The following is a 23,888-nucleotide window of genomic DNA, read 5'->3' on the forward strand; positions in this document are numbered from 1 at the left end:
CACATCGCAATGGTAGTCGTAGATCCGAGCAGGGCCAATTTCGCAGACCGCTCCTTCCTTCTCGTCGAAGATTTCGAGGCCATGCGCGGGATTCTGCGCGAGCTGCTGCGGCGCTGCGGGGCCCGCCACATCGAAGTTGCGGCCAATGGCATCGAGGCCTTGAACGTTTTGCGGCGCGGCAAGTGTGACGTGATCCTGTGTGACTATCACCTCGGTGCGGGCAAGAACGGCCAGCAGATCCTGGAAGAGGCCCGGCATGACGGGCTGGTGAGCGCCTCCACGATCTGGATCATGGTGACCGCCGAAAAGACCGCGGACATGGTCATGGGCGCCGTCGAGCACCAGCCCGACGACTACCTGCTCAAGCCGGTGAGCGAAGCCACGCTGCAGAGCCGGCTGGCCAAGCTGATCGGGCGCAAGGCGGCCCTGGCCGGCATTGCCGCCGCGATGCGCGCCAAGGAATACCAGAAGGCCATCGACCTGTGCAAAGCGCGCCTGGAACAGGACCCGACCAGCTCCATGGAGATCTTGCGCATCCAGGCCGACCTCTATCTGAACCTCGGCCAGCCCGAAAAGGCCGGCAGCCTGTTCGATGCCGTCCTGGCGCGGCGGGATGTGCCCTGGGCGCGGGTCGGCATGGCAAAGCTGCATATCCACCGCGGCCACTTTTCCCGCGCCCGCGAAACCCTGGAGCAACTCGTCGGCGACTACCCGAATTATCTGGAAGCCTACGACGTGCTGGCGCACACCTACCAGCGCCAGGGCGCCTGGAGCGATGCCCAGCGGGTGTTGCACCACGCGGTGATGGTGTCGCCCAATTCGTCCCAACGCCAGTCGGCCCTGGGGGAAAGCGCCCTGCACTGCGATGACCTCGATATCGCCGTGTCGGCCTACCAGAAAGCTCTCAAGCTCGCCGCCAAGACCACCTACAAGACGCCCGAGCCCTACCTCGGTCTGGCCCGGGTCTATACCGCGCAGAACAAGCCGGGCGAAGCCCTCAAGCTGCTGTCCCAGCTGAGCATCGACATCGACAACGACGAAGCCAGGCTGCAGGGCAAGGCGGCCGAAGTCCGCGTGCATCATGCCTCGGGCAACACGCAACTCGCGGAAGCGGCGGCCCGTGACGTCGCCGCCCGCATCCAGAGTGGCACGCAGAACCTTTCGCCCGCCGCCACGCTGAATCTGGCGGAAACCTTCATGCTCATGGGCAACAAGGAAACGGCCAGCAAGCTCCTGCAATTCGTCGTGCTCAACAACCACGAGGACGAGGAACTGGCGTCCCGCGTCCTGGACGTCTTCGAAAAGGGCGGCATGGGTGACGAAGGCCGCGCACTGATCAAGACCACCCGCCAGCAGGCGACCGAATCCATGAACCAGGGCGCGCGCCTGGCCAGTCAGGGCAAGCTGAGCGAAGCCCTTGAATTCCTCAACGAAGCCAAGTCACTGATGCCGCGCAACCCGCGCCTGCTCCTCAACCACGCCTATGTGGTCATTGCGCTGATGCAGAAGAGTGGCTGGCGGCACGACATGGACAACGACGCTCGCCGCTCCATCCTCACCGCCCGTCAGATCTCGCCGGGCGAAAAGCGCTGCGGCGAATTGCTGGCCAAGCTGGAAACCCTGCGCTGAAAGCCGGTCTGCCAAGATGCATGCCAGCATGTCAGTCTTGGTTGCGTACGGTACCGAGTTCCCTGCACTACGGCCTGTACGGGTCGTCCCCAGTCTCGCAGGTGCAGGCGATTCGCCCGGTGCGCATAGCATTTCCGGTACTACACTGTTTGCAATACCCTGCCGCATTCCAATCCAATAAAAATGATCCACGCAAAGGAGGCGACCCGTGTCACAACCCAGCTATAGCAGTGCAAACGGCTACATCAGCGAGCAATTCTTTACGATCTATTTCGACGTGGATCTGGATGCCGCCAATCCGCCGCCGCTCAACTCCTTTGGAGCCCAGATAAATGGTACGGACGCGACCCTCTCGGCGGTGGCCGTCGACAGCGCTGCCAAAACCGTCAAGCTGACCTTCGCTTCTGCCACGCTGCTGGCCGGCGACATCATCGACTTCACCTACACCGACCCCACCGTCGGTAACGATGTCAACGCCGTCCAGGGGCTGGACGGCACTGACGCGGCGAGCTTCAGCCACAGCATCGTCGTCGCCATCGGCCGCCCGGGCCCGTCCGCGCCACCGCTGCCGACGCTCGACAGCGCTTCCGATAGTGGCACCCTCGGCGATTTCGTCACCAACGACAATACGCCGACGATAAACGGTACGGCCGATGCCAACGCCACCGTCAAGCTGTACGACACCGATGGCAGCACCCTGCTGGGCACGACCACGGCGGACGGCAAGGGCAACTGGAGCGTCACCAGCAGCTTACTGAGCGATGGTAGCCATACGCTGAAAGTCACCCAGACCGATGGCAGCGCCAACACATCCCCGCTCAGCAATGGGCTGACATTGGACATCGACACCGTGGTCAACGCGCCCACCTCCCTGGCGGTGGCTGCCGGCAGCGACAGCGGCACGCTGGGTGACGGGATCAGCAACGTCGGCACCCCAGTCATCACCGGCAAGGGCGAAGCCAATGCCAGCGTCACGCTGTACGACACCGACGGCACCACCTTGCTGGGCACGACCACCGCGGATGGCTCCGGCAAATGGAGCATTACCAGCAGTACACTGGTCGAAGGCTCCCACACGCTGACCGCCAAGCAGACCGATGTCGCCGGCAACGTCTCGGCGGCGTCCAGCACCTTCACCTACATCCATGACACGGTCGGGCCGGTCGGCATGGCGCTGAGCACCAAGAGCGTGCAACTGGCCAATGCCACCAAGGATTCCACCGTGGCGACGCTGTCCTCCACCGACCTGACATCCGTTACCTACGACTTTGCTGTCGGCAACGGCGTCATTGATGCTGACAACGGCAAATTCTCCATCTCGGGCACTTCGCTGAAGGCTGCGCAGAGCCTTAGCGCCGGCACCTACCATATCTACCTGAGCGGCACCGATGCGGCCGGCAACGGTGCGTACAATTTCTTCACGATCACCGTGACCGATGCGCCCGGCGTGAGCACCATCGTGCGCGCGGCCAGCGCGTCCTCCACGGTGTTGGCGACTGCGACGTCGGTCGATTACACGGTCACCTTCGACCAGTCCGTGACCGGCGTCGATGCCTCCGATTTCACCGTGACAGCCGGTGGCAGCGCGTCGGGTAGCGTTTCCTCCGTTACTGGAAGTGGCTCCACCTACACGGTCACTGTCGATAGCCTGGGCGGCGACGGCACCCTGCGCCTGGACCTGAACAGCAGCGCTACCGGCATCAAGAGCGGCAGTTCGGTGGACATCTCGGGCGGCTATACCACCGGCGAGACCTACACGCTCGATCACTCCGCGCCGACGGCGCCATCCACGCCGGCGATGACGGCCGGTACCGATACCGGTGCTTCCAGCAGCGACGCCATTACCAAGAACACCACGCCGGTCTTCACCGGCACGGGCGAAGCCAACGCGACCGTCACGCTGTACGACACCGACGGCACGACCGTGCTGGGCACGGGCACGGCCGATGGTTCCGGCAAATGGAGCATTACCAGCAGCACGCTGAGTGAAGGCGCGCATACCGTTACCGTCAAGCAGAGCGATGCGGCGGGCAATGTCTCGAGCGCCAGCAGCAGCCTGGCGGTGAGCATCGACACGACCAGCCCGACAGCGCCGGCTACGCCGGCGCTGTCGGCCGGCAGCGACAGCGGCACGCTGGGCGACTTCCTGACCAATGTCAGCACCCCGGTGATCACCGGCACGGCCGAGGCCAATGCGAGCATCAAGCTGTACGACACCGACGGCACGACCCTGCTAGGTACGACCAAGGCCGACGGCTCCGGCAAGTGGAGCATCACCAGCAGCACGCTGGTCGACGGATCGCACAGCCTGACCGTCAAGCAGACCGACGTGGCGGGCAACGTCTCGAGCGCCAGCAGCACCCTGACACTGGACATCGATACCAGCGTCCCGTCGACGCCGGGTACGCCGTCGCTGGCGGCCAAGAGTGACAGCGGCACGCTGGGCGACAGCGTGACCAAGGTCACCACGCCGGTGATCACCGGCACCGGCACGGTGGGTGACACGGTTTCCCTGTACGACACCGACGGGACCACCGTACTGGGCACGGCCGTCGTGGACGGCTCGGGCAACTGGAGCATCACCAGCAGCACCTTGAGCGATGGCGTGCATACCTTCACCGTCAAGCAGAGCAACGCGGCGGGGACCGCCTCGTCGGCCAGCAAGGCCCTGGCGCTGACCATCGACGCGACCGCGCCGACGGCGCCATCCACGCCGGCGATGACGGCCGGTACCGATACCGGTGCTTCCAGCAGCGACGCCATTACCAAGAACACCACGCCGGTCTTCACCGGCACGGGTGAAGCCAACGCGACCGTCACGCTGTACGACACCGATGGCACGACCGTGCTGGGCACGGGCACGGCCGATGGTTCCGGCAAATGGAGCATCACCAGCAGCACGCTGAGTGAAGGCGCGCATACCGTTACCGTCAAGCAGAGCGATGCGGCGGGCAACGTCTCGAGCGCCAGCAGCAGCCTGGCGGTGAGCATCGACACGACCAGCCCGTCGGCGCCGGCCACGCCGGTGCTGTCGGCCGGCAGCGACAGCGGCACGCTGGGCGACTTCCTGACCAATGTCAGCACCCCGGTGATCACCGGCACGGCCGAGGCCAATGCGAGCATCAAGCTGTACGACACCGACGGCACGACCCTGCTGGGCACGACCAAGGCCGACGGCTCCGGCAAGTGGAGCATCACCAGCAGCACGCTGGTCGACGGATCGCACAGCCTGACCGTCAAGCAGACCGACGTGGCGGGCAACGTCTCGAGCGCCAGCAGCACCCTGACACTGGACATCGACACCAGCGTCCCGTCGACGCCGGGTACGCCGTCGCTGGCGGCCAAGAGTGACAGCGGCACGCTGGGCGATAGCCTGACCAAGGTCACCACGCCGGTGATCACCGGCACCGGCACGGTGGGTGACACGGTTTCCCTGTACGACACTGACGGGACCACCGTACTGGGCACGGCCGTCGTGGATGGCTCGGGCAACTGGAGCATCACCAGCAGCACGCTGAGCGATGGCGTGCATACCTTCACCGTCAAGCAGAGCAACGCGGCGGGGACCGCCTCGTCGGCCAGCAAGGCCCTGGCGCTGACCATCGACGCGACCGCACCGACGGCGCCGGGCCGGCCGGTGCTGTCGGCCGGCAGCGACAGCGGCACGCTGGGCGACAACGTGACCAAGGTCACCACGCCGGTGCTTACCGGCACGGGTGAGGCCAACGCGATCATCAAGCTGTACGACACCGATGGCACCACCCTGCTGGGTACCACCACGGCCGACGGCTCGGGCAACTGGAGCATCACCAGCAGCACGCTGAGCGACGGCGTGCACACCGTCACCGTCAAGCAGACCGATGCGGCGGGCAACGTCTCGGTGGCCAGCAGCGGCCTGGTGCTGACCATCGACTCGACCTCGCCGTGGGCGCCGGGCACGCCGGCGCTGTCGGCCGGCAGCGACAGCGGCACGCTGGGCGACTTCCTCACCAATGCCACCACGCCGGTGCTTACCGGCACGGCCGAGGCCAACGCGATCGTCAGGCTGTACGATACCGACGGCACCACCTTGCTGGGCGCGACCAAGGCTGACAGTTCCGGGAGGTGGAGCATCACCAGCAGCACGCTGGCCGACGGATCACACAGCCTGACCGTCAAGCAGACCGACGCGGCGGGCAACGTCTCGGTAGCCAGCAGCCCCCTGACGCTGGACATCGACACCAGCGCCCCGTCGGCGCCGGGCACGCCGGTGCTGTCGGCTGGCAGCGACAGCGGTACGCTGGGCGATGGCAAGACCAAGATCGCCACACCGGTGATCACCGGTACCGGCGAGGCCAACGCAACCATCAAGCTGTACGACACCGATGGCACCACCCTGCTCGGCACCACCACCGCCGACGGTTCGGGCAAGTGGAGCATCACCAGCAGCACGCTGAGCGATGGCGTGCATACCCTCAGCGTCAAGCAGAGCGATGCGGCGGGCAATGTCTCGGTGGCCAGCAGCGGTCTGGCGCTGACCATCGACGCGACCGCACCGACGGCGCCGGGCCGGCCGGTGCTGTCGGCCGGCAGCGACAGCGGCACGCTGGGCGACAACGTGACCAAGGTCGCCACGCCGGTGCTTACCGGCACGGGTGAGGCCAACGCGACCGTCACGCTGTACGACACCGACGGTACGACCGTGCTGGGTACCACCACCGCCGACGGTTCCGGCAAGTGGAGCATTGCCAGCAGCACGCTGAGCGATGGCGTGCATACCCTCACCGTCAAGCAGACCGACGCGACAGGCAACGTCTCCAGTGCCAGCAGCAGCCTGGCCTTGACCATCGATTCGACCGCACCGTCGGCGCCGGGTCTGCCGGTGCTGGCGGCCGGCAGCGACAGCGGCACGCTGGGCGACAACAGGACCAACGCCACCACGCCGGTGATTACCGGCACGGCCGAGGCCAATGCGACCATCAAGCTGTACGACACCGACGGCACGACCGTGCTGGGTACGACGACCGCCGACGGTTCCGGCAAGTGGAGCATCACCAGCAGCACGCTGGGTGACGGATCGCACAGCCTGACCGTCAAGCAGACCGACGCGGCGGGTAATGTCTCGAGCGCTAGCAGCCCTCTGACGCTGGACATCGACACCAGCGTCCCGTCGGCGCCGGGCGCGCCGGTGCTGGCGGCTGGCAGTGACAGCGGCACGCTGGGCGATGGCACGACCAAGGTCACCACGCCGGTGATCACCGGCACCGGCGCGGTGGGTGACACGGTTGCCCTGTATGACACAGACGGGACCTCCGTGCTCGGCACGGCTGTCGTGGACGGTTCGGGCAACTGGAGTGTCACCAGCAGTACGCTGAGCGATGGTGTGCATAGCCTGACCGTCAAGCAGACCAATGCAGCGGGGACGGCCTCGACGGCCAGCAAAGCGCTGGCCTTGACCATCGACGCCACCGCACCGTCGGCGCCGGGCCTGCCGGTGCTGTCGGCCGGCAGCGACAGCGGCACGCTGGGCGACAACAAGACCAAGGTCACCACGCCGGTCTTCACCGGCACGGGCGAGGCCAACGCGACCATCAAGCTGTACGACACCGCTGGCACCACCCTGCTGGGTACCGCCGCCGCCGATGGTTCGGGCAAGTGGAGCATTACCAGCAGCACGCTGAGTGAAGGCGCGCATACCGTTACCGTCAAGCAGAGCGATGCGGCGGGCAACGTCTCGGTAGCCAGCAGCGGCCTGGCCCTGACCATCGATTCGACCGCACCGTCGGCGCCGGCCATGCCCGTGCTGTCGGCCGGGAGCGACAGCGGCACGCTGGGCGACAACAAGACCAAGGTCACCACGCCGGTCTTCACCGGCACGGGCGAGGCCAACGCGACCATCAAGCTGTACGACACCGATGGCATCACCCTGCTGGGTACCACCACCGCCGACGGTTCTGGCAAGTGGAGCATCACCAGCAGCATGCTGAGTGACGGCCTGCATACTGTCACCGTCAAGCAGAGCGATGCGGCGGGCAATGTCTCGGTGGCCAGCAGCGGTCTGGCGCTGACCATCGACGCGACCGCGCCGACGGCGCCGGCCATGCCCGTGCTGTCGGCTAGCAGCGACACCGGCACGCTGGGCGACAACAAGACCTACTTCACTACGCCGATCCTCACCGGCACGGGCGAGGCCAACGCGACCATCAAGCTGTACGACACCGACGGCACGACCGTGTTGGGCACCACCGCCGCCGACGGTTCGGGCAACTGGAGCATCACCAGCAGCACGCTGGGCGAAGGGGTGCATACCCTGAGCGTCAAGCAGACTGATGGGGCGGGCAACACCTCGGTGGCCAGCAGCAGCCTGGCGCTGACCATCGATGCGCCTCCTGGCACCATCATCGACGGCGTGGTGGTCGAGCAGACACCGACCACACTGCCTGGCGGTGGCTCCGGCACCCAGGTCAGCATTCCGGTCGTCACCAGCGACCGCGTGGACGACACCGGCAGCGTGGGCCTCGCCGACATTCCGCTGGTCACCCAGGACACCAGCACCCTCCTGTCGGCCCATGTGCCGCTGGGTTTCGGCCTGAGCGCCACTGGAGGCGACAGCCAGCCCGCCGGTAATTCGCTGGAACATCTGATCGCAGCCATCATCGCGGCAACGCCGAACAATGCGCCGAGTGACCAGACCCACCTGACCGGCAATGGCCAGAGCTTCCTGAACCTGCTGCCTGCCACGGTACCGCTGCTGGTGCAGACCGTTGCGCCGACCGTCGGTAGCACGGCCCCCACCCAGGCCCTGACGCTGACCGGCACCAGTTCCGACTCGCAACACACCGCCCTGGTGATCGACGCCAGCCAGTTGCCGTCCGGCTCCAGCATCAGCCTTCAGCAGGTGGACTTTGCGGCGATCATTGGCTCGGCCAGCGTGACCGGCAATACCAGTGGCCAGATCCTGACCGGCGATGCAGCCAACCAGCATTTCACCATTGCGAACAGCAGCAGTCAGGTGTTCGCGGGTGGCGGTGACGATGTCCTGCAGTTCGGCGCATCGCTGGCGCCGCAAAGTGCGACCATCGGGGCCACACAGGTCACCGCCACCGTGCTGCATGGCGGACAGGGCAGCGATACCGCCGTCTTTTCCGGTGCCCGTGCCAACTACACGATCGAGAACCACGATGGTTACGTGATGGTCACCTCCGGCGCGCAGCCCGATCAGCAGACGCTGGTGATCAACGTGGAAAGCCTGACATTCAGCGATGCCACGGTTGCGGTGCAAACCCGCTCGGTGCTCGATACCATCGACGGCCTGTACCAGAGTGTTCTGGGCCGTCAGGCAGACTACCTGGGCATGGATTACTGGGGCACGGAGGAAAAGAACGGCGTCAGCCTGGGCAGGATGGTGCTGGATCTGATCAACTCTGCGGAAGCGCAGGCCAAGCATCCGATGGTCTTCAACGGCGACGCCGCGCATGACGTCGAACTGCTGTACCAGGGTGTCTTCAACCGGAGCGGCGACAGCGGCGGCCTGGCCTATTGGGTGGATGCGATGGCCCATGGCACGACGCTGGAGCAGGTGGCCCAGAACTTCGCCACCGCGCAGGAAATGGAGGTCCACAAGGTCGGCGTGCAGAACTGGGATTTCCTGGTGTAAGCACAGGCATGAGGCGGCTGCGAAGCATGGCTCGCGACCGCCTCATGTGGAAGGAAGGCAGCAGAACTTTCCAATCCCGAGCATTTCCCGAAAGCCGCGTTCATCGCGGCTTTTTCTTGGTGTCTTGCTCCCATACGCCATGTTTCATGCACAGGGCCTGCAGGCGTCGAGGCGGTCGTTACTCCGGAGCATGGGGTCGCGAGGAGCTTTGAGCTCCTCGCGAGGAGTCTCCGGATAGGGCGGGAGTATCGGCGGGATAGGGGTGGTCTGTCCCGGAGGGGCTCGCGAGAGATTCGCGGATAGGCGTGTCGCAGGAGGGCTGCGGAGAGTGGGCCGACTGGCTGGCGGAAGGGAGGCCGGGCTTCCGGTTCGATTATGCTGTTCGGGATCTTCCGTAGTTGAGTGTGGCAAGACCGCGTCTATTGGGACGGGCTGATAAATGGTCTGTCACGTCAGGTTGTTGCTAGGCCTTTGCTGCCGTTCAGTTTGAAGTAAAGTTCAGTCAGCAATTCGCCGAAGATCTGCCATTCAGGCGCTGAAGCTGATCAATAGCTGCTTACCCGTATGACCAACAACCGGACCCGACCCGAAGCGGCCTATCGAATGGCTGGCCGGCATACGTGACGACCGTCCGCTTCTGGTCGACATTAATCAGCCATTACGCAGTTTCTACCATTTTCCTTGGCACGATAAAGTGCCTTATCGGCTCGGATAAGCCAGGTATCGATCGATTCGTTGGCCTTTAATTGTGCAACGCCGAATGAGGCAGTAATCGTCAAAGGTCGAGGATGCTCTAGCAGAGGCGTACTCGCCAAATGGCCACGTATGCGCTCGGCGAGACTCAGTGCTGAGGGTAATTCTGTCATCGGCAATACCAGTAAGAACTCTTCGCCTCCATAGCGTCCGAAAGTATCGCCTAATCGTATTTGCGACTCGGTCTGCCGGCTGAAGGCAACCAGTACCTCATCGCCCGAGGCATGCCCAAACTGGTCGTTGACCTGTTTGAATCGATCGATATCAATCAAAACGATGCTGCATGGATTTCCATGGCGCCTAAAAAGATTTAGTTGCTGCTTCAATTGATCAACGATGAAATGCCGGTTGTACAGGTCAGTCAAACTGTCGTGAGTGGCAGTCACACTGAGCTGTCTATTCAGTTCATCAAGCTCATTGTTCCGCATTTCCAGTTGTAGGGCGATTCGTCGATTCAACACTAACTGTTTCGCACCATCGACGAACTGTTGGTAAGCATCCCACCCAAATTGGAGTGTGACCAGCAGCAGTATGGTGGAGCCAGTAGCCAGCTTGATATAGATCGGGTCGCCCAACCAGAAGTAATAGCAGATCGGGACTATTAGTAAGCAGAAGGTAAAACCGAACGAGGTTCGAAATGAAGGCGCCGTATTGACAATGCCTGCGGCGGAGACGGCAACCAACACCAACAAGATGGTCATGTCGTGAACCAAGGAAACAGGCCACGCCACATGGAAGAAGATCACAGCGGATCCCCAGCACAATCCCTGCAAGGAGCGAAGGGCGATCTGCAAGTTGTGCCAATAGGTTATCTGCTGGTTGGGGAGTGGGCGCTTTATAAGACGCGAAGTCAGAACGAAGGTAATGGTATCTGGCAAGGTATTGATGATGATCCAGGCCAGCACGAGCTTCGCCGCCACGATCTCGTGTACCAGCCAGAACATGAATCCTGTGCCTATCGGCGACAACATCGTCGCCTTGCGTGCACGCTCAAACAGAGCAGTCACGCAAATAGTGTCAACCTCCAATTGATCTTCCTGGGTGAGGCTGACCGCTGGTTCCTTGTCCATTTTTATCGATTCTTGCGATAACAGTCAGGAGTCTAATCGGTTATTCTCGTCCGGTACCAACACAAATCAACTAGGTAGCTGGGCTCCGTGAAGCTAACCGGGTGTTTTAGTCGTCCTAACCGAACCGGCGCAAAGACAGCTCCTGTTCTGGGATCGACTCACACCAAGTCAGCGAAAATGGCCACTGCGGTCAAAGATGGGGCGGTCAGACGCAGCAATTGGCTTACGGCCACGAATGGCAGCTTTGTCTTCTCAAGTTTCTTTGGAATGGCTGCAGTAAGAAGCCGTGACTCCCGGAAAGTGGGGAAGGGTGAGTGCGTCAGACTGGGAAGCTGACTCTCAAAGCCAATATGCCCCCAAGGTCTGCTGAGCGCTGGAGACCGGCCGTTCGTTCGGTGCAGCTCGTATGGTCGGAATGGCCGAGGTCCAACTGCTGATCCGCGGGGCTTTGCCCCGGCCAAAGCCGACCTTGGGCCAGCGATCTGATTCGGGTGGCAATGTGCAGGTAACCTGCCATTCAGCCAAGGAAGGCTCTGAAGGGCAGCTTTCTCATCCGACAAACGCGAACTTCCGACCCATAACTGCCTGTCGTTGCGCTGGGAAACGGACATTCAAGGTTACGAACCAGCAGCCCCGCAAGGTGTTCCACGGAACTAGTTGCTAGCCGCGTTAAAGCTCATGTCCATAGTCACGCGGTCGTAATTAAGGAGCAGTGAGTTGAACTGTACATAGAGTTCGGTTAGAAGCTCGACGTTCGGTCCAACAATATCCATTCCTCTATCATCGTATGGATGCGCCAATATTCGCTGCTCAATGTCCATAACATACACAGAACAATGCGGATTTGGGCGCAAGGAAGGAAAGTCGGTTGCCGCAGCACACCAAATTAGTGCCTGAAGCTGCGTAACTGGTAATTCGAATGCAATGCATGCGAACCACGCGACCGGATCCTCGTCCCGGTCTTCCTCGGGGGCGACGGGGTCCAACCAATACTCACGATTCGCAGGAATCGAAATGCCGGCGAGCGCTAATTCCCGAATAGCCGAGCGAAGCGAATATGAGTTCGTACCCATAAACTTTCGCAAGCAAATTAAAGCCACGCCGCTTTTCGAGAAAGTGAACTCGAAGATTGCCATTGCTTTCCGGAGTGCTGTCAGAACCTGCTCCAGTGGAGTGCCGCCCTCGGACAATTCAAAGCGTAAGCCTCCAGGAAAGCGATAGAACAGCGCGTCTCCACATGCATCAAGGCCGAATATTTGGTCAATCTGATTTTTGAGGTGCATTTAGGACCAAAAGGTTGTGCAGGCGCAGAAATGCCCATGTAATTGCTGATTTGTCGACCGACTGCTTTCCGGTCCCCCCGCGTCAGAATAGTTGTCGCCTCGATAGAATCCTAAATTCGGGGGCGATGATGAGAGAACGACGTGGCGCGATACGGACAGGAATTCAAGGATAGGGCGGTGGCGAGATTGTTGCCGCCGGAGAGCGCGACGGTGGAGGCCGTTGCGCGTGAGATCGGCGTGGGCGTAGCGACGCTGGAGCGTTGGCGCAGTGATGCGCTGTCCAGGCCCGCTCGCGAGCGGGCCTGGACAGCGGCGGCCCGGTTCGAGGCGGTGCTCACCACCGCGGCCCTCGATGAGACGGCCCGGAATGCCTGGTGCCGGGAGCACGGGGTTTATCCGCAGGATCTGGCCCAATGGCGTCAGGCAGCCACGCAAGCCTTGGCAACACCCGAGGAGGCCCGTGCCAGTCCCTTGCAGACCAAGCAGGATCGGCGTCGCATCAAGGAGCTCGAGCGGGAATTGCGCCGCAAGGAGAAGGCCCTGGCGGAGGCGGCAGCGCTGCTGGTGCTTTCAAAAAAGCTCGAGGCGATCTTTCCGAAGGACAGGGACGAGGACGCATGATCGGCCTGGAAGATCGCCGGATGAAGGTCCGGAACATTGAAGCCGCCCAGCACGCCGGGGCGCGTCTTGACGCGGCCTGCAAGGTGGCGGGCATCACGCTGCGTACGCTGCAGCGCTGGAAACGTGAGGACGGCCTCGTGCGCGGGGACCTCAGACCGGCAACGCTGCGCCCCCGGCCTGCCCACGCCCTCACCGAGGCGGAGCGGCATGCGCTCTTGCAGGTAGCCAACGACGCCCGCTTTGCCGACCTGCCGCCAGCGCGCATCGTTCCGATGCTGGCCGACGAAGGCGTCTATCTGGCCAGCGAATCGACCTTCCACCGCCTCCTGCGCGAAGCGGGCCAGACGACGCATCGGGGGCGTGCCAAAGCCCCCGCAGCCTCTCGCCCACCGAGCACCCACATCGCCACCGCACCGCGCCAGGTGTGGTGCTGGGACATGACCTATCTGCCGGCCACGGTAGCCGGGCGCTGGTTCCATCTGTATCTGATCCTGGATCTCTACAGCCGCAAGATCGTCGGCTGGGAAGTGCACGGCACCGACGCCGCCGAACATGCCGCCCATTTGGTGCGTCGCACGGCGCTGGCTGAAGGGATCGCCGCCCTGGCGGACAAGCCCATCCTGCACGGCGACAACGGCGCGACGCTCAAGGCCACCACGGTGCTGGCGATGCTCCACTGGCTGGGTATCAAGCCTTCCTACTCGCGGCCCCGGGTCAGCGATGACAATGCTTACGCCGAAGCGCTGTTCCGCACGGCCAAGTACCGACCCGAGTTTCCGGCAAGGGGATTCGAGGATCTGGAAGCCGCCCGATCCTGGGCCAGCGGTTTCGTGCAGTGGTACAACGTCGAGCATCGCCACAGCGGCATCCGCTACGTGAGCCCGGCCCAGCGCCATGCGGGCGAGGATCACGCGATCCTGGCGGCGCGTCACGCACTCTATGCCCAGGCCCGAGCGCGCCATCCTGCGCGCTGGACGGGCAACACCCGGGACTGGTCACCCATCACCGTGGTGACTCTCAATCCCGAGCGAGACGTAGTTGTTGCCATGGGGAATAAACAGCAAAGAGCTGCATGAATCAGGCGACAACTAGCTTGACGCGCGCCGCGGTCGCGCGGGTAGTGAGCAGCCGCAAGGTGCTGGCTAGATTTCAGTCTGTTCCGATATTTCCAGCGCGTCGTCCACCTCGATGCCGAGATGCCTGACTGTGCTTTCTAACTTGGCATGACCAGGCAGCAACTGAACTGCCCGCAGGTTCTTTGTGCGCTTGTAGATCAGGGTGGCGACTCTCGAGACCGTTCCTTTAGACGGGCCATCGCCCCATAATTGCCATGCAATTTGAATTGAAGCAAGATGCGCGCATGCACTGCAGCTATCGTCCGATAAACATTCAGACAATTCGAGGGATTTTGCCATGGGACAATTTACGTGGGCGTGGATGAAGACTGGTGCCGTTGTCTCTGCGCTCGCTGCACCGGTGGCTTGCCTCGGGGCCGAACTCGCAGCCCCGATCACGGCTGTAGCCCTTTACCCTGGCAGCGCAACGGTAGTGCGCACAGCGCAGGTCGCACCGGGCACGACGCAGCTTGTAGTCGCCGGCCTCTCCGCACAACTTGACCGTCAGACGCTGAGAGTGGAAGCCGGATCTGGTATTCAGATCGGTGAAATCGTCGTGCAGGAGATCGCGACGCTCCAAGCGGCCAATCCGGCCGAGGCGGACCTGGAAGGCAAGATACAGATGCTCCAGGATCAGGTGGCTACTCTCGATGCCGAGGCCAAATCGGCGGGAATCGTGACGGGTTACCTGGAGCGATTCGGCAGCAACGGAACGGCGAGCGATCACCCGACCGCATCCATCGACGGCAAGACGCTGGGCGCCATCATCGATACCTTGGGACGGGGCGCTCAGGAGGCATTTGCTAAGATGCAGCGCATCGCAGTGCAAAAGCGCGAACTCACCAAAAGGATCGATGCACTGCAACGAGACTTGGCGCGGCTTCGTACAGGCGCCAAGGACACGCGGATGGTCACGGTCAACCTGGTGGCGGATCGACCAGGCACCCTGAAAATCTCCTATCAGGTCAATAACGCTGGATGGAAGCCCGCATATCGTGCAGGGCTGGATTCCGCATCATCCAAGGTTGAACTGGAACGCTTGGCAACCATTTCTCAAAAGACAGGTGAGGACTGGCGCAACGTCAAACTCTCTCTATCGACGGCCCAGCCCGGACTCTCGCCACAAGGCATCACACCCCAGCCTTGGCTGCTGTCCTATTCGTTACCGCAGAAGCTTTCAGAATATCGGGTTGCTCCCGCCGCCGTTGCGGCCGCTGCACCGATGGCGGCAAAACAAAAAGAGGAGGATCAGGAAGAAGGCTATCGCCCGCCGACCTTCGAGACCAACAGCACCTTTGCGACCGAATTTGAAGTGCCGGCGCTGGTGACTCTAGGGAGACGCTGAACAAATCCCCGCCCAGCCTCTCCCGAGCGAGTTTCCGGCCAAGTCCATTCAAACATGCTGACCGCCAGGCATCAAAAGACCGATTTTCGAGGAGCATGCCTCCGATTTCACCGCTCAGGACGCACCTCGGGCATGCATCGCCGGCATGCGCCTTTGGGCGAGCAGCAGATTGGCGAAGCCAAACAGCGAGAAGAGTTGCGCCTCGTTCTTCGCCAGCCCGCGGTAGCGGGTCTTGCGATGCCGGAAGAGGTTCTTGATCACGTGGAAGGGATGCTCCACCTTCGCCCGGATGCTCGCCTTGAGCTTCTCGAAGCGCTCCTGCAACCGACCCAACGCATCGGCGGGCAGGGCCTTGCGCACGCTGCGCTTCATCGCCACCAGCCATTCAACGGTCTTGCCCTGGTTCTCGGGGCGTTTCTCGACGCCTTGGTAACCCGCATCACCGAACACGGTGTGCTCCTTGCCGTGCAGCAGGGCATGGGCCTGGCTGATGTCGCTGGTGTTGGCGGCTGTCGTGACCAGCGTATGCACCAGTCCCGACTGTGCATCGACGCCGATGTGAGCCTTCATGCCGAAGTGCCAGTTGTTCCCCTTCTTTGTCTGGTGCATCTCCGGGTCGCGCGCCTTCGCTTTGTTCTTCGTCGATGGCGGGGCCGCGATCAGCGTGGCATCGACAATCGTTCCTTCACGCAGGATCAGGCCTTGTTCGGCCAGATGGGCATTGATGGCCTCGAAGATCTTGCGCGTGAGCCCGTGGGTTTCGAGCAGCCGTCTGAACTTCAGCAGCGTCGTTGCGTCCGGCGCCGACTCCCGCGACAGATCAATCCCCACGAAGCCCCGGATCGCCTGGCTGTCGTAGAGCGCATCCTCCATCCCCTCGTCGGAGAGCCCGAAGCACTGCTGGGCCACATACATGCGCAGCATCCGCGCCTGGCCAATCGGAGGGCGCCCACGGCCTTCACCCTTCGGATAGAACGGCTCGATCTCGGCCTCCAGCGCCGCCCAAGGCGTCACCGTGTTGATCCCGGCAAGAAAGCGATCGCGCCGCGTCAGCTTCTTCTTCGCGGCGTACTCCAGGTCAGAAAAGCTCGATTGCATCGATCAAGGTCTCGTAAAGGGAAGGCACTGCGGGATTATCTCGCGTGTGCTCGTGTGCCGGGGGGCGGGGAATAAATCAGTGGCTCCCTAGCGGCTGATGGGCGCGAAACCTCCGTCGTTTTGTCAAAGCAAACCTTGCCGGTTCGGCAGGAAGTGCGGGTGGTGCCGCGGTTCGACCGCGCTGGCTTTGTCAGCGCCGAAACGGAGCGGCCACCAGGCGTTTGGTTGCCTGGCAACATGCAACTTTACCGGGATGGCAGCTATGTCGGATCGAGCGATTGGGATCCCAAGGCAGCGGAGCGCTTTGTAATTCCTTTTGGTCGAGACGAACTGCTGCGGGTGACGGTTAATCCGGTGAAAAGCATCTCCGGGGCAACGGGAATATTGGAAAAGCACAACGAGCGTCGTATTGGCGATGTTTTTGCGCTCAGCAGCGCCCATAAGACACCAGTGGATGTGCTGGTCCTGGAGTCGTCCCCGGTGAGTACGGCGGACGAGATCAAAGTGAAAGCAATGTTTGATCCGAAACCGACCGTGGAAGCTTGGGAGCAGCGACAGGGGGTGGTCGCCTGGAAGAAGACTCTGGCCCCATCTGAAACCGCAACCTTTAAGGTCGAGTACAACATCGAATACCCGAGGGAGGGCAGTATCTATGGGTTGCGCTAGCCCTCATGCTTTGGATGTCAGCTCACGGGGAAATTGAGGGATCTTAATGGGCGTCTGCCGACTTCTGAATTCGGCCACAACCGGTCATTGCCAATCTGTCCCAACAGCAGCCGTCCCTGCCGCCTTCGTGGCTTCCGCGTGGCATAACATAAAGTTGTGTCGGACCACGAAATGAGTGGCGCGGAGCCTGTGATGGCTCCAGTATTCCGAAAGCAAAGTGCAATTCATATTGCATTTTCGACCCTCATGCTATGCTATAGATATAGCCCATGGATGGAGGTGGATGATGCCCTTGACCCCGACCCGGAATATCCAAACTGGCAGCGACACACTCGATAGTTACGTGGCAGCTGTGCGCGCAGTTACAGCTCAGCTCGGTCGCATTGCGGCCGGCAAGCAGGCGATAAGCGGTAATCTAAGCCGTGCCGCAGCTGCGCTCCGGTCGATGGCTACGCCACATTCGTCGCCAGCCGCCCCCCCCCAGCACGCACCGTATGCGCTGACGCTTGCAGGTTGCACAACCCCCCGGATATTCCAGGTTTGAATCGGGTCATCCCGATATTGGGCGCTGCCGCCGTACGGCGGCAAAGAAAGCAGCCCTTCATCGCTGAGCCGATTCCAATGACTGCTGACCAGCCGATACCAGCCGCTGATGCGGCACTGAGCTCCGCGAGTTCATCTTTTCGTTGAACAAGTTCAATCCGGACTTGAACTTGTTTAAATCCGGGTATCGAAAGTTCAAGTCCGGACAGCAATGGTTCAATTCGGCGCATCAAACGCCTTCCCCGCCGCCTCCGAGGTAGCGGCGTGCATAGCGGCGTCCCAGGCTGGTCAGGATCTTGTAGCCGATGGTGCCGGCCCGGGCGGCGATGGCATCCACGCCATTCAGCGGGTCGGCGAGGTCGAGCAGTTCGCCTTCCGCGATGCGTCCTTCCGGTAGGTCGGTGATGTCGACAATGAGGGTGTCCATGGAGATGTTGCCGATGAGGGGTAGCGGGACGCCGTCGCAACTGACGGTGCCGCGGTTACTCAGGCTGCGCAGGTAGCCGTCGGCATAGCCGACTGCCACGGTGGCGATGCGCGAGGGGCGTTGTGCGGTCCAGGTGTGGGAATAGCCGACCGCTGTGCCGGTTGCGATGGTGCGTGTCTGCAGGACCTTGCCCTGCAGGCGGATGACGGGGCGCATCGGGTTGGCTTGCCCGGCCACCGGGGCAACGCCATAGAGTGCGGCCCCCGGGCGGACCAGGTTGAAGTGGTAGTTGTCGCCGAGAAAGATCCCGGAGGAATTGGCGAGGCTGCCGCGCACGCCGGGCAAGCGTGCCATGGCCTTCCTCGGCAAGCAGTGCTTTGACATCTGTCATGACAAATTCCTTTCAGTCCGGCCCCGCCGGATCAGACGATGGGACGCGCCGTCAGCCCAGGCGGGCAATGGCTTCGATCTCGACCTTGACGTCGCGGGGCAGGCGCGCCACTTCGACCGTTGAACGGGCTGGCTTATGGGTGCCGAAGCGGCGCTCATAGACGGCGTTGAGGCGCGCGAAGTTATTCAGATCCTTGACGAAGACGGTGCATTTGACGACCTGGGCGAGGGACGCGCCGGCCGCCTCCAGCACGGCGCTGAGGTTGTCGAACACTTGTTCGGTCTGGGCTTCGATATCGGTGGCGAGCAGCTCGCCGGCGGCCGTCAGCGGGATTTGCCCCGAGCTGAACAGCCAGCCGTCGACAACGATGGCCTGGGCGTAGGGACCGATGGCCTGGGGGGCTCCGGATGTGGCGATGACGTGCATGGTGGTGTCTCCCCGGTTATGGATTGGTGTGGGGTCGTGCAGGGGGGTGGATCAGGCGTAGCGCGCGATGCTGAGGTCGGCCACGGGGATCTCGGGTTTGTGACCGCTGAGCATGTCCGCCACCACGCGGCCGGTGCCGGCGGCCATCGTCCAGCCCAGCGTGCCGTGGCCGGTGCTGAGGGTCAGGTTGTCGAAGCGGGTCTTGCCGATGATGGGCGTGCCGTCCGGCGTCATCGGACGCAGGCCGGTCCAGAACTCGGCCCGGGAGAGGTCGCCGCCGTGGGGAAATAGGTCGGACACCACGAACTCCAGGGTCTTGCGCCGTCCCGCTTCGAGGCCCAGATCAAAGCCCGACAGCTGCGCGGTGCCGCCGACCCGGATCCGGTCGCCCAGGCGGGTGACGGCAACCTTGTGGGTTTCGTCCATGATGGTGGACTCCGGCGCCATGGCCTGGTCGGTGATGGGCACGGTGATGGAGAAGCCCTTCACCGGATAGACCGGAACGTCGATACCTACCTGCTTGAGGAGCCGGGTCGAGTAGCTGCCGAGGGCGAGCACATACTGGTCGGCCGCCAGCGTACCGGCGCTGGTGTGGACGCCGGTGATGCGCTGCCCATCCTGTTCGATGTCGGTGATGGTGGTTCCGAAGCGGAACGTCACGCCCAGTGACTCGGCCATGCCGGCCAGATTGCGGGTGAACTTGTAGCAGTCGCCGGTCTCGTCCCCTGGCAGGCGCAGGGCCCCGACGAACTTGTGCTTGACCGGGGACAGGGCGGGCTCGTAGGCCAGGTAGCCGTCCCGGTCGAGCACCTGGAAGGGCACGCCGGATTGGCGCAGGATCTCCACGTCCTTGCCGATGCCGTCGAACTGCTTCTGGGTGCGGAACAGCTGCAGCGTGCCCTGGGTGCGCTCGTCGTAGGCAATGCCGGTGTCGGCGCGCAGCTGTTTCAGGCAGTCGCGGCTGTACTCGGCGATGCGTACCATCCGGCTCTTGTTGACCTGGTAGGCCGATTCCGTGCAGTTGCGAAGCATGGCCATGGTCCAACGCCACATGGCGGGGTCGAGCATGGGCTTGATGACCAGCGGGCTGTGGTGCATCAGCATCCACTTGATCGCCTTGACTGGAACGCCTGGCCCCGCCCACGGTGCGGAATAGCCGGGTGACACCTCCCCGGCGTTGGCAAAACTGGTCTCGAGTGCCGGTCCGGGCTGGCGGTCCACCACCGTGACCTGGTGCCCAGCCTTGGCCAGGTAGTAGGCGGTGGTGGTCCCAATGACGCCACTGCCGAGGACGAGGACATGCATGGAAGTTCTCCTTGATGAAACGGGTTGCCATTCGATGAATGCCATTTAGCGATTCCCGTGCCATCAAGAAAAATTCATCAAAAACAATTGGTTGTGTAAATCCTTGGTTGTTCTTCAGAAAATTCCGTATTGATATCGTTACGAATTGATTGGCGCAGGCTTGTTTTCCTGCTGATTACCCTTATTACTCAGTGACTTGGATGGTCCGTATCATTATCGATACGCTGTATCGAATTCATTACGGGCTCCTTCATGCGCATCGATGTGTTCTTTTCCGATCGGGTCGGGATCGCCCAGGAAGTGCTGGCAGAGCTGGCCCGGCGCAGCTTCAACGTGACGGCGGTGGAGGTGGACCCGCCGCATATCTTCATCGAGGCCCCGGCCGTCGATCAGGCCAGCCTCGACGAGTTGCGCGCCCAGTTGATGGGGGTTGCAGGGGTGCGCAGCGTGGAGCCCGTGCAGATGCTGCCGGGCGCCCAGCGGCGTCTCTACCTTGACGCCCTGCTTGCCTCCCAGCCCGACCCGATCTTCGCAGTCGATGAAGCGGGCTGCATCGTGGTCGCCAACGGCGCGGCAATCGGCGCCTGCAGCCTGGACGAGGCAAGCCTGATCGGCACCTCCATGCAGGAACTGATCGGCAACCCCGAACTGCTGCGCGAGCTGGTCAACGGGGGCTACCACCTGCCGGTGTGCGAGGTCGTCATGAACGGCGAGCCCTACTTGCTGGAAACGATGCCGCTGCATGAAGCCGGCGGCCGCGTCGCCGGTGCGGTGATGACCTTGCACGCCCCGAGCCGCATGGGCGAGCGCATGAGCGCCCTGCAAAACTACGATGCTGGCGGTTTCGAGGCCGTCCTCGGCAGCTCACCCGCCATGGAGCAGCTCAAGCAGCGTGCCGCCCGCATGGCCACGGTGGATGCGCCGCTGCTGATCACCGGTGAAACCGGCACCGGTAAGGAGCTGCTGGCTCACGCCTGCCACGCCGGCAGCAGCCGCAGTGGCCAGCCCTTCTTCGCCCTCAACTGCGCGGCCCTGCCGGAAAGCCTGGCCGAAAGCGAACTCTTCGGTTACGCCGCGGGCGCCTTCACCGGCGGCCTGCGCGGCGGCAAGCCCGGCCTGCTCGAACTGGCGCACGGCGGCACGGTGTTCCTCGACGAAATCGGGGAGATGTCACCGTATCTGCAGGCCAAGCTGCTGCGTTTCCTCAACGATGGCAGCTTCAGGCGGGTCGGCGGCGAGCGGGAGGTGAGGATGAACGTACGCATCATCAGCGCCACCCACCGCAAGCTCGAGGACATGGTGAGCAGCGGCCATTTCCGCCAGGATCTGCTGTTCCGCCTGAACGTGCTCCACCTGCACGTTCCGCCGCTGCGCGAGCGCCCCGGCGATATCCTGCCGATCGCCCACGCCTTCCTCGGTCGCGCCTGCACCCAGGCGTCGCGGCCACCCATGCGCCTGTCCCAGGGCGCATGCGCCGCCATGCTGGCCAACCCGTGGGTGGGCAACGTACGCCAGTTGCAGAACGTGATCTTCCGGGCGGTGACGATGACGGAGTGCAATGTCATCAACGTGGAAGACCTGGAGCTTGCCCAGGTCGCCGCGCCTGCGCCGGCCGGCGATGAGCGAGAGGTTGCGACCCTGGAGCAGGCCGTTGCCGATTTCGAGAAAAGCCTGCTGCAGCGCCTGTACCGCGAGTTTCCATCGAGCCGCCGCCTTGCCAAGCGCCTTGGTACCTCCCACTCCGCCATCGCCAACCGGCTGAGGCGCTATGGCATCGATTAGGGCCTGCGTCCCAGCCACGCCCTCCACCCGCCGTACTCGGTGATGTCCTCGGCGCCTGCCAGGCCGCCGCTTTCGCAGATGAAGCCGCAGACGTGGCTGCCGTCTTCCAGCTTCACCTTGCCGATGCCCAGCGGGGCGGGGATGGCGGCGACGAAGCTGCCGAAGTGGTGGGCGGGGAGTTCCCAGATTTCCATTTCGATGCGGGCGCCGCCTTCGGCGACGCGGACCATGCCGGGGCGCTGGGGCGGGCCGCCGGCCAGCGCGTAGAAGCGGTATTCCGGCGCGGAGCGCACGCTGCGCAGCAGGCGGCCGCCGCGCTGCGTGAGCTGCCAATTGAGGGGCAGGCCCGACAGGTGGGCGCCGCAGACGGCGACCTGCACCATGCCGTCGGCGCCGGGCGTGGCCGGGAAGGCTTGTTCCGGCAGCGGCTGGCCGGTGGCACCGAGGGGCAGGCCGGTGTCGGCCTGCCAGCGGGCGGCCAGTTCGAGCAGAGGCAGATCCTGGTGGGCGGGGGCGAAGAGGGTCACGCCGAAGGGCAGGCCGTCGGGCCGGAAGGCGGCCGGCACGGCCACAGCGGCGTAGTCCAGCAGGTTCATGAAGTTGGTGTAGCGGCCCAGCTCCGTGTTGATGCGGATCGGCTCGCTCTCAACGGCGGCGACGGTCGGGTGGTAGCCGGCGGTGGGGGTGAGGATCAGGTCCACCTGCTGCCAGGCGGCGTCGCAGCGGCGCTTGAGGGCGCGCAGCCGGTACTGGGCGTCGAAGGCCTCCACGGCGCTGGGTTTGGCGCCGCTGAGAGTGATCGCCCGTGTCACCGGGAAGACGGATTCCGGCTGGCGCTCGATGAAGTCCTGGATGGCGTGGTAGCGCTCGGCGACCCACGGGCCACCATAGAGCAGGCGGGCGGTTTCCAGGAAGGGCTCGAAGTCCAGCTCCACCGGTGTGCCGCCGAGGCTTTGCAGGCGGGCTACGGCAGCGGCGAACAGGCCCGCGTTGTGGGCATCGCCGAAGAAGGCCAGTTGGTCCGCGCACGGTACGCCGAAGCGGAAGGGCTGGCCGGCCTGGAAGCGCCGGCTGTGGGCTTCCGCCGGGCGGCTGTAGGCGTCGGTTGCGTCGAAGCCGCGGGCGATGCCGAACAGCGTGGCGGCATTGGCGGCGGTGAGGGCGAAGATCGAGATGGTGTCGAGGCTGCGGCAGGCCGGCACCACACCGGTGGACGACAGCAGGCCGCAGCTCGGCTTGAGGCCGACCAGATTGTTGAAGGCGGCCGGCACGCGGCCGGAGCCGGCGGTGTCGGTGCCCAGTGAAAAGCTCACCTGCCCGGCCGCCACGGCGACCGCCGAGCCGGAGCTGGAGCCACCTGAGATGTAGTCGGGCTGGAAGGCATTGCGGCAGGCGCCGTAGGGGCTGCGGGTGCCGTTGAGGCCGGTGGCGAACTGGTCCAGGTTGGTCTTGCCGAGGGGGATCGCGCCGGCGGCGATCAGGCGCGCCACCACCGCCGCGTCGGTTTGCGGCGCGTAGGCGAAGTCCGGGCAGCCGGCGGTGGTCGGCAGGCCGGCCAGGTCGATGTTGTCCTTCACCGCGAAGGGCACGCCGTACAGCGGCAGGCTGGCCGGGTTCTGTCCGTCCAGTGCGCGGGCGCGGGCCAGCAGTTCGGCCTCCGGCATGAGGCTGATCCAGGCGTGGTGGGTGTCGGCGGCGGCCCGGGCGTGGAGGTGGGCGAGCAGGGCGCTGGGCTTGAGGCCGGCGCGGTAGGCGACGGACAGCGTGGTGAGGTCGAGGCTGGTGGGCAGCATGGTCA

Annotated in this window: 14 protein-coding genes; 6 read left to right on the forward strand and 8 right to left on the reverse strand. The window is 63.6% G+C overall.

Annotation, left to right across the window (positions count from 1 at the left end; all coding sequences use genetic code 11):
* Window positions 1-9 precede the first annotated feature (9 nt).
* Together AC1PPK_RS04655 and AC1PPK_RS04660 are read left to right on the forward strand one after the other, a co-directional pair.
* Window positions 10-1,629 (forward strand): response regulator, encoded by a 1,620-nt coding sequence (locus tag AC1PPK_RS04655; protein ID WP_481116678.1) that lies wholly within the window; start codon window positions 10-12, stop codon window positions 1,627-1,629.
* A gap of 208 nt (window positions 1,630-1,837) precedes the next feature.
* The gene (locus AC1PPK_RS04660) at window positions 1,838-9,265 is read left to right on the forward strand and encodes an Ig-like domain-containing protein (protein WP_481116679.1); all 7,428 of its coding nucleotides are present in this window, start codon (window positions 1,838-1,840) and stop codon (window positions 9,263-9,265) included.
* A gap of 647 nt (window positions 9,266-9,912) precedes the next feature.
* Here the strand turns inward: AC1PPK_RS04660 and AC1PPK_RS04665 are convergent.
* Window positions 9,913-11,088 carry a GGDEF domain-containing protein gene (locus AC1PPK_RS04665; RefSeq protein ID WP_481116680.1) on the reverse strand — a complete coding sequence of 392 codons (1,176 nt, stop codon included), beginning with the start codon at window positions 11,086-11,088 and terminating at the stop codon, window positions 9,913-9,915.
* 653 nt (window positions 11,089-11,741) lie between these two features.
* On the reverse strand, window positions 11,742-12,371 hold the full coding sequence (locus AC1PPK_RS04670; RefSeq protein WP_481116681.1) for a DUF3885 domain-containing protein: 630 nt from the start codon (window positions 12,369-12,371) through the stop codon (window positions 11,742-11,744).
* Between the two features lie 141 nt (window positions 12,372-12,512).
* Here AC1PPK_RS04670 and AC1PPK_RS04675 point away from each other — a divergent pair.
* Window positions 12,513-14,068 (forward strand): IS3 family transposase gene (locus AC1PPK_RS04675; RefSeq protein ID WP_481113585.1). Its coding sequence is split into 2 segments (ribosomal slippage): window positions 12,513-12,942 and window positions 12,942-14,068, totalling 1,557 coding nucleotides; the frame shifts between segments, so codons are not numbered across the junction.
* 66 nt (window positions 14,069-14,134) lie between these two features.
* Here AC1PPK_RS04675 and AC1PPK_RS04680 read toward each other — a convergent pair.
* The gene (locus tag AC1PPK_RS04680) at window positions 14,135-14,407 is read right to left on the reverse strand and encodes a hypothetical protein (protein ID WP_481116682.1); all 273 of its coding nucleotides are present in this window, start codon (window positions 14,405-14,407) and stop codon (window positions 14,135-14,137) included.
* A gap of 22 nt (window positions 14,408-14,429) precedes the next feature.
* Here AC1PPK_RS04680 and AC1PPK_RS04685 point away from each other — a divergent pair, with 22 nt between their 5' ends.
* A complete protein-coding gene (locus AC1PPK_RS04685; protein ID WP_481116683.1) occupies window positions 14,430-15,452 on the forward strand; it encodes a mucoidy inhibitor MuiA family protein in 1,023 nt (340 codons plus the stop codon).
* Between the two features lie 114 nt (window positions 15,453-15,566).
* Here the strand turns inward: AC1PPK_RS04685 and AC1PPK_RS04690 are convergent, their stop codons facing one another.
* On the reverse strand, window positions 15,567-16,550 hold the full coding sequence (locus AC1PPK_RS04690; RefSeq protein ID WP_481114283.1) for an IS5 family transposase: 984 nt from the start codon (window positions 16,548-16,550) through the stop codon (window positions 15,567-15,569).
* 135 nt (window positions 16,551-16,685) lie between these two features.
* Between AC1PPK_RS04690 and AC1PPK_RS04695 the strand changes: the two genes are divergently transcribed.
* Window positions 16,686-17,216: a DUF4139 domain-containing protein gene (locus tag AC1PPK_RS04695; RefSeq protein WP_481118183.1), complete on the forward strand. Its 531-nt coding sequence runs from the start codon at window positions 16,686-16,688 to the stop codon at window positions 17,214-17,216.
* Between the two features lie 772 nt (window positions 17,217-17,988).
* Here AC1PPK_RS04695 and AC1PPK_RS04700 read toward each other — a convergent pair.
* From AC1PPK_RS04700 to AC1PPK_RS04710, 3 genes are all read right to left on the reverse strand, one after another.
* Complete coding sequence (locus tag AC1PPK_RS04700) at window positions 17,989-18,540, reverse strand: alanine racemase (protein ID WP_481116684.1); 552 nt, start codon at window positions 18,538-18,540, stop codon at window positions 17,989-17,991.
* A gap of 88 nt (window positions 18,541-18,628) precedes the next feature.
* On the reverse strand, window positions 18,629-19,003 hold the full coding sequence (locus AC1PPK_RS04705) for a RidA family protein (RefSeq protein ID WP_481116685.1): 375 nt from the start codon (window positions 19,001-19,003) through the stop codon (window positions 18,629-18,631).
* 51 nt (window positions 19,004-19,054) lie between these two features.
* Window positions 19,055-20,308 (reverse strand): D-amino acid dehydrogenase, encoded by a 1,254-nt coding sequence (locus tag AC1PPK_RS04710; RefSeq protein ID WP_481116686.1) that lies wholly within the window; start codon window positions 20,306-20,308, stop codon window positions 19,055-19,057.
* 252 nt (window positions 20,309-20,560) lie between these two features.
* Between AC1PPK_RS04710 and AC1PPK_RS04715 the strand changes: the two genes are divergently transcribed.
* Window positions 20,561-22,090 (forward strand): sigma-54-dependent transcriptional regulator, encoded by a 1,530-nt coding sequence (locus AC1PPK_RS04715; protein ID WP_481116687.1) that lies wholly within the window; start codon window positions 20,561-20,563, stop codon window positions 22,088-22,090.
* Here AC1PPK_RS04715 and atzF read toward each other — a convergent pair.
* Window positions 22,087-23,883: an allophanate hydrolase gene (gene atzF / locus AC1PPK_RS04720; protein ID WP_481116688.1), complete on the reverse strand. Its 1,797-nt coding sequence runs from the start codon at window positions 23,881-23,883 to the stop codon at window positions 22,087-22,089. The genes AC1PPK_RS04715 and atzF overlap by 4 nt on opposite strands.
* Window positions 23,884-23,888: the final 5 nt, after the last annotated feature.

The organism is Zoogloea sp. JDB1, from assembly GCF_056724025.1.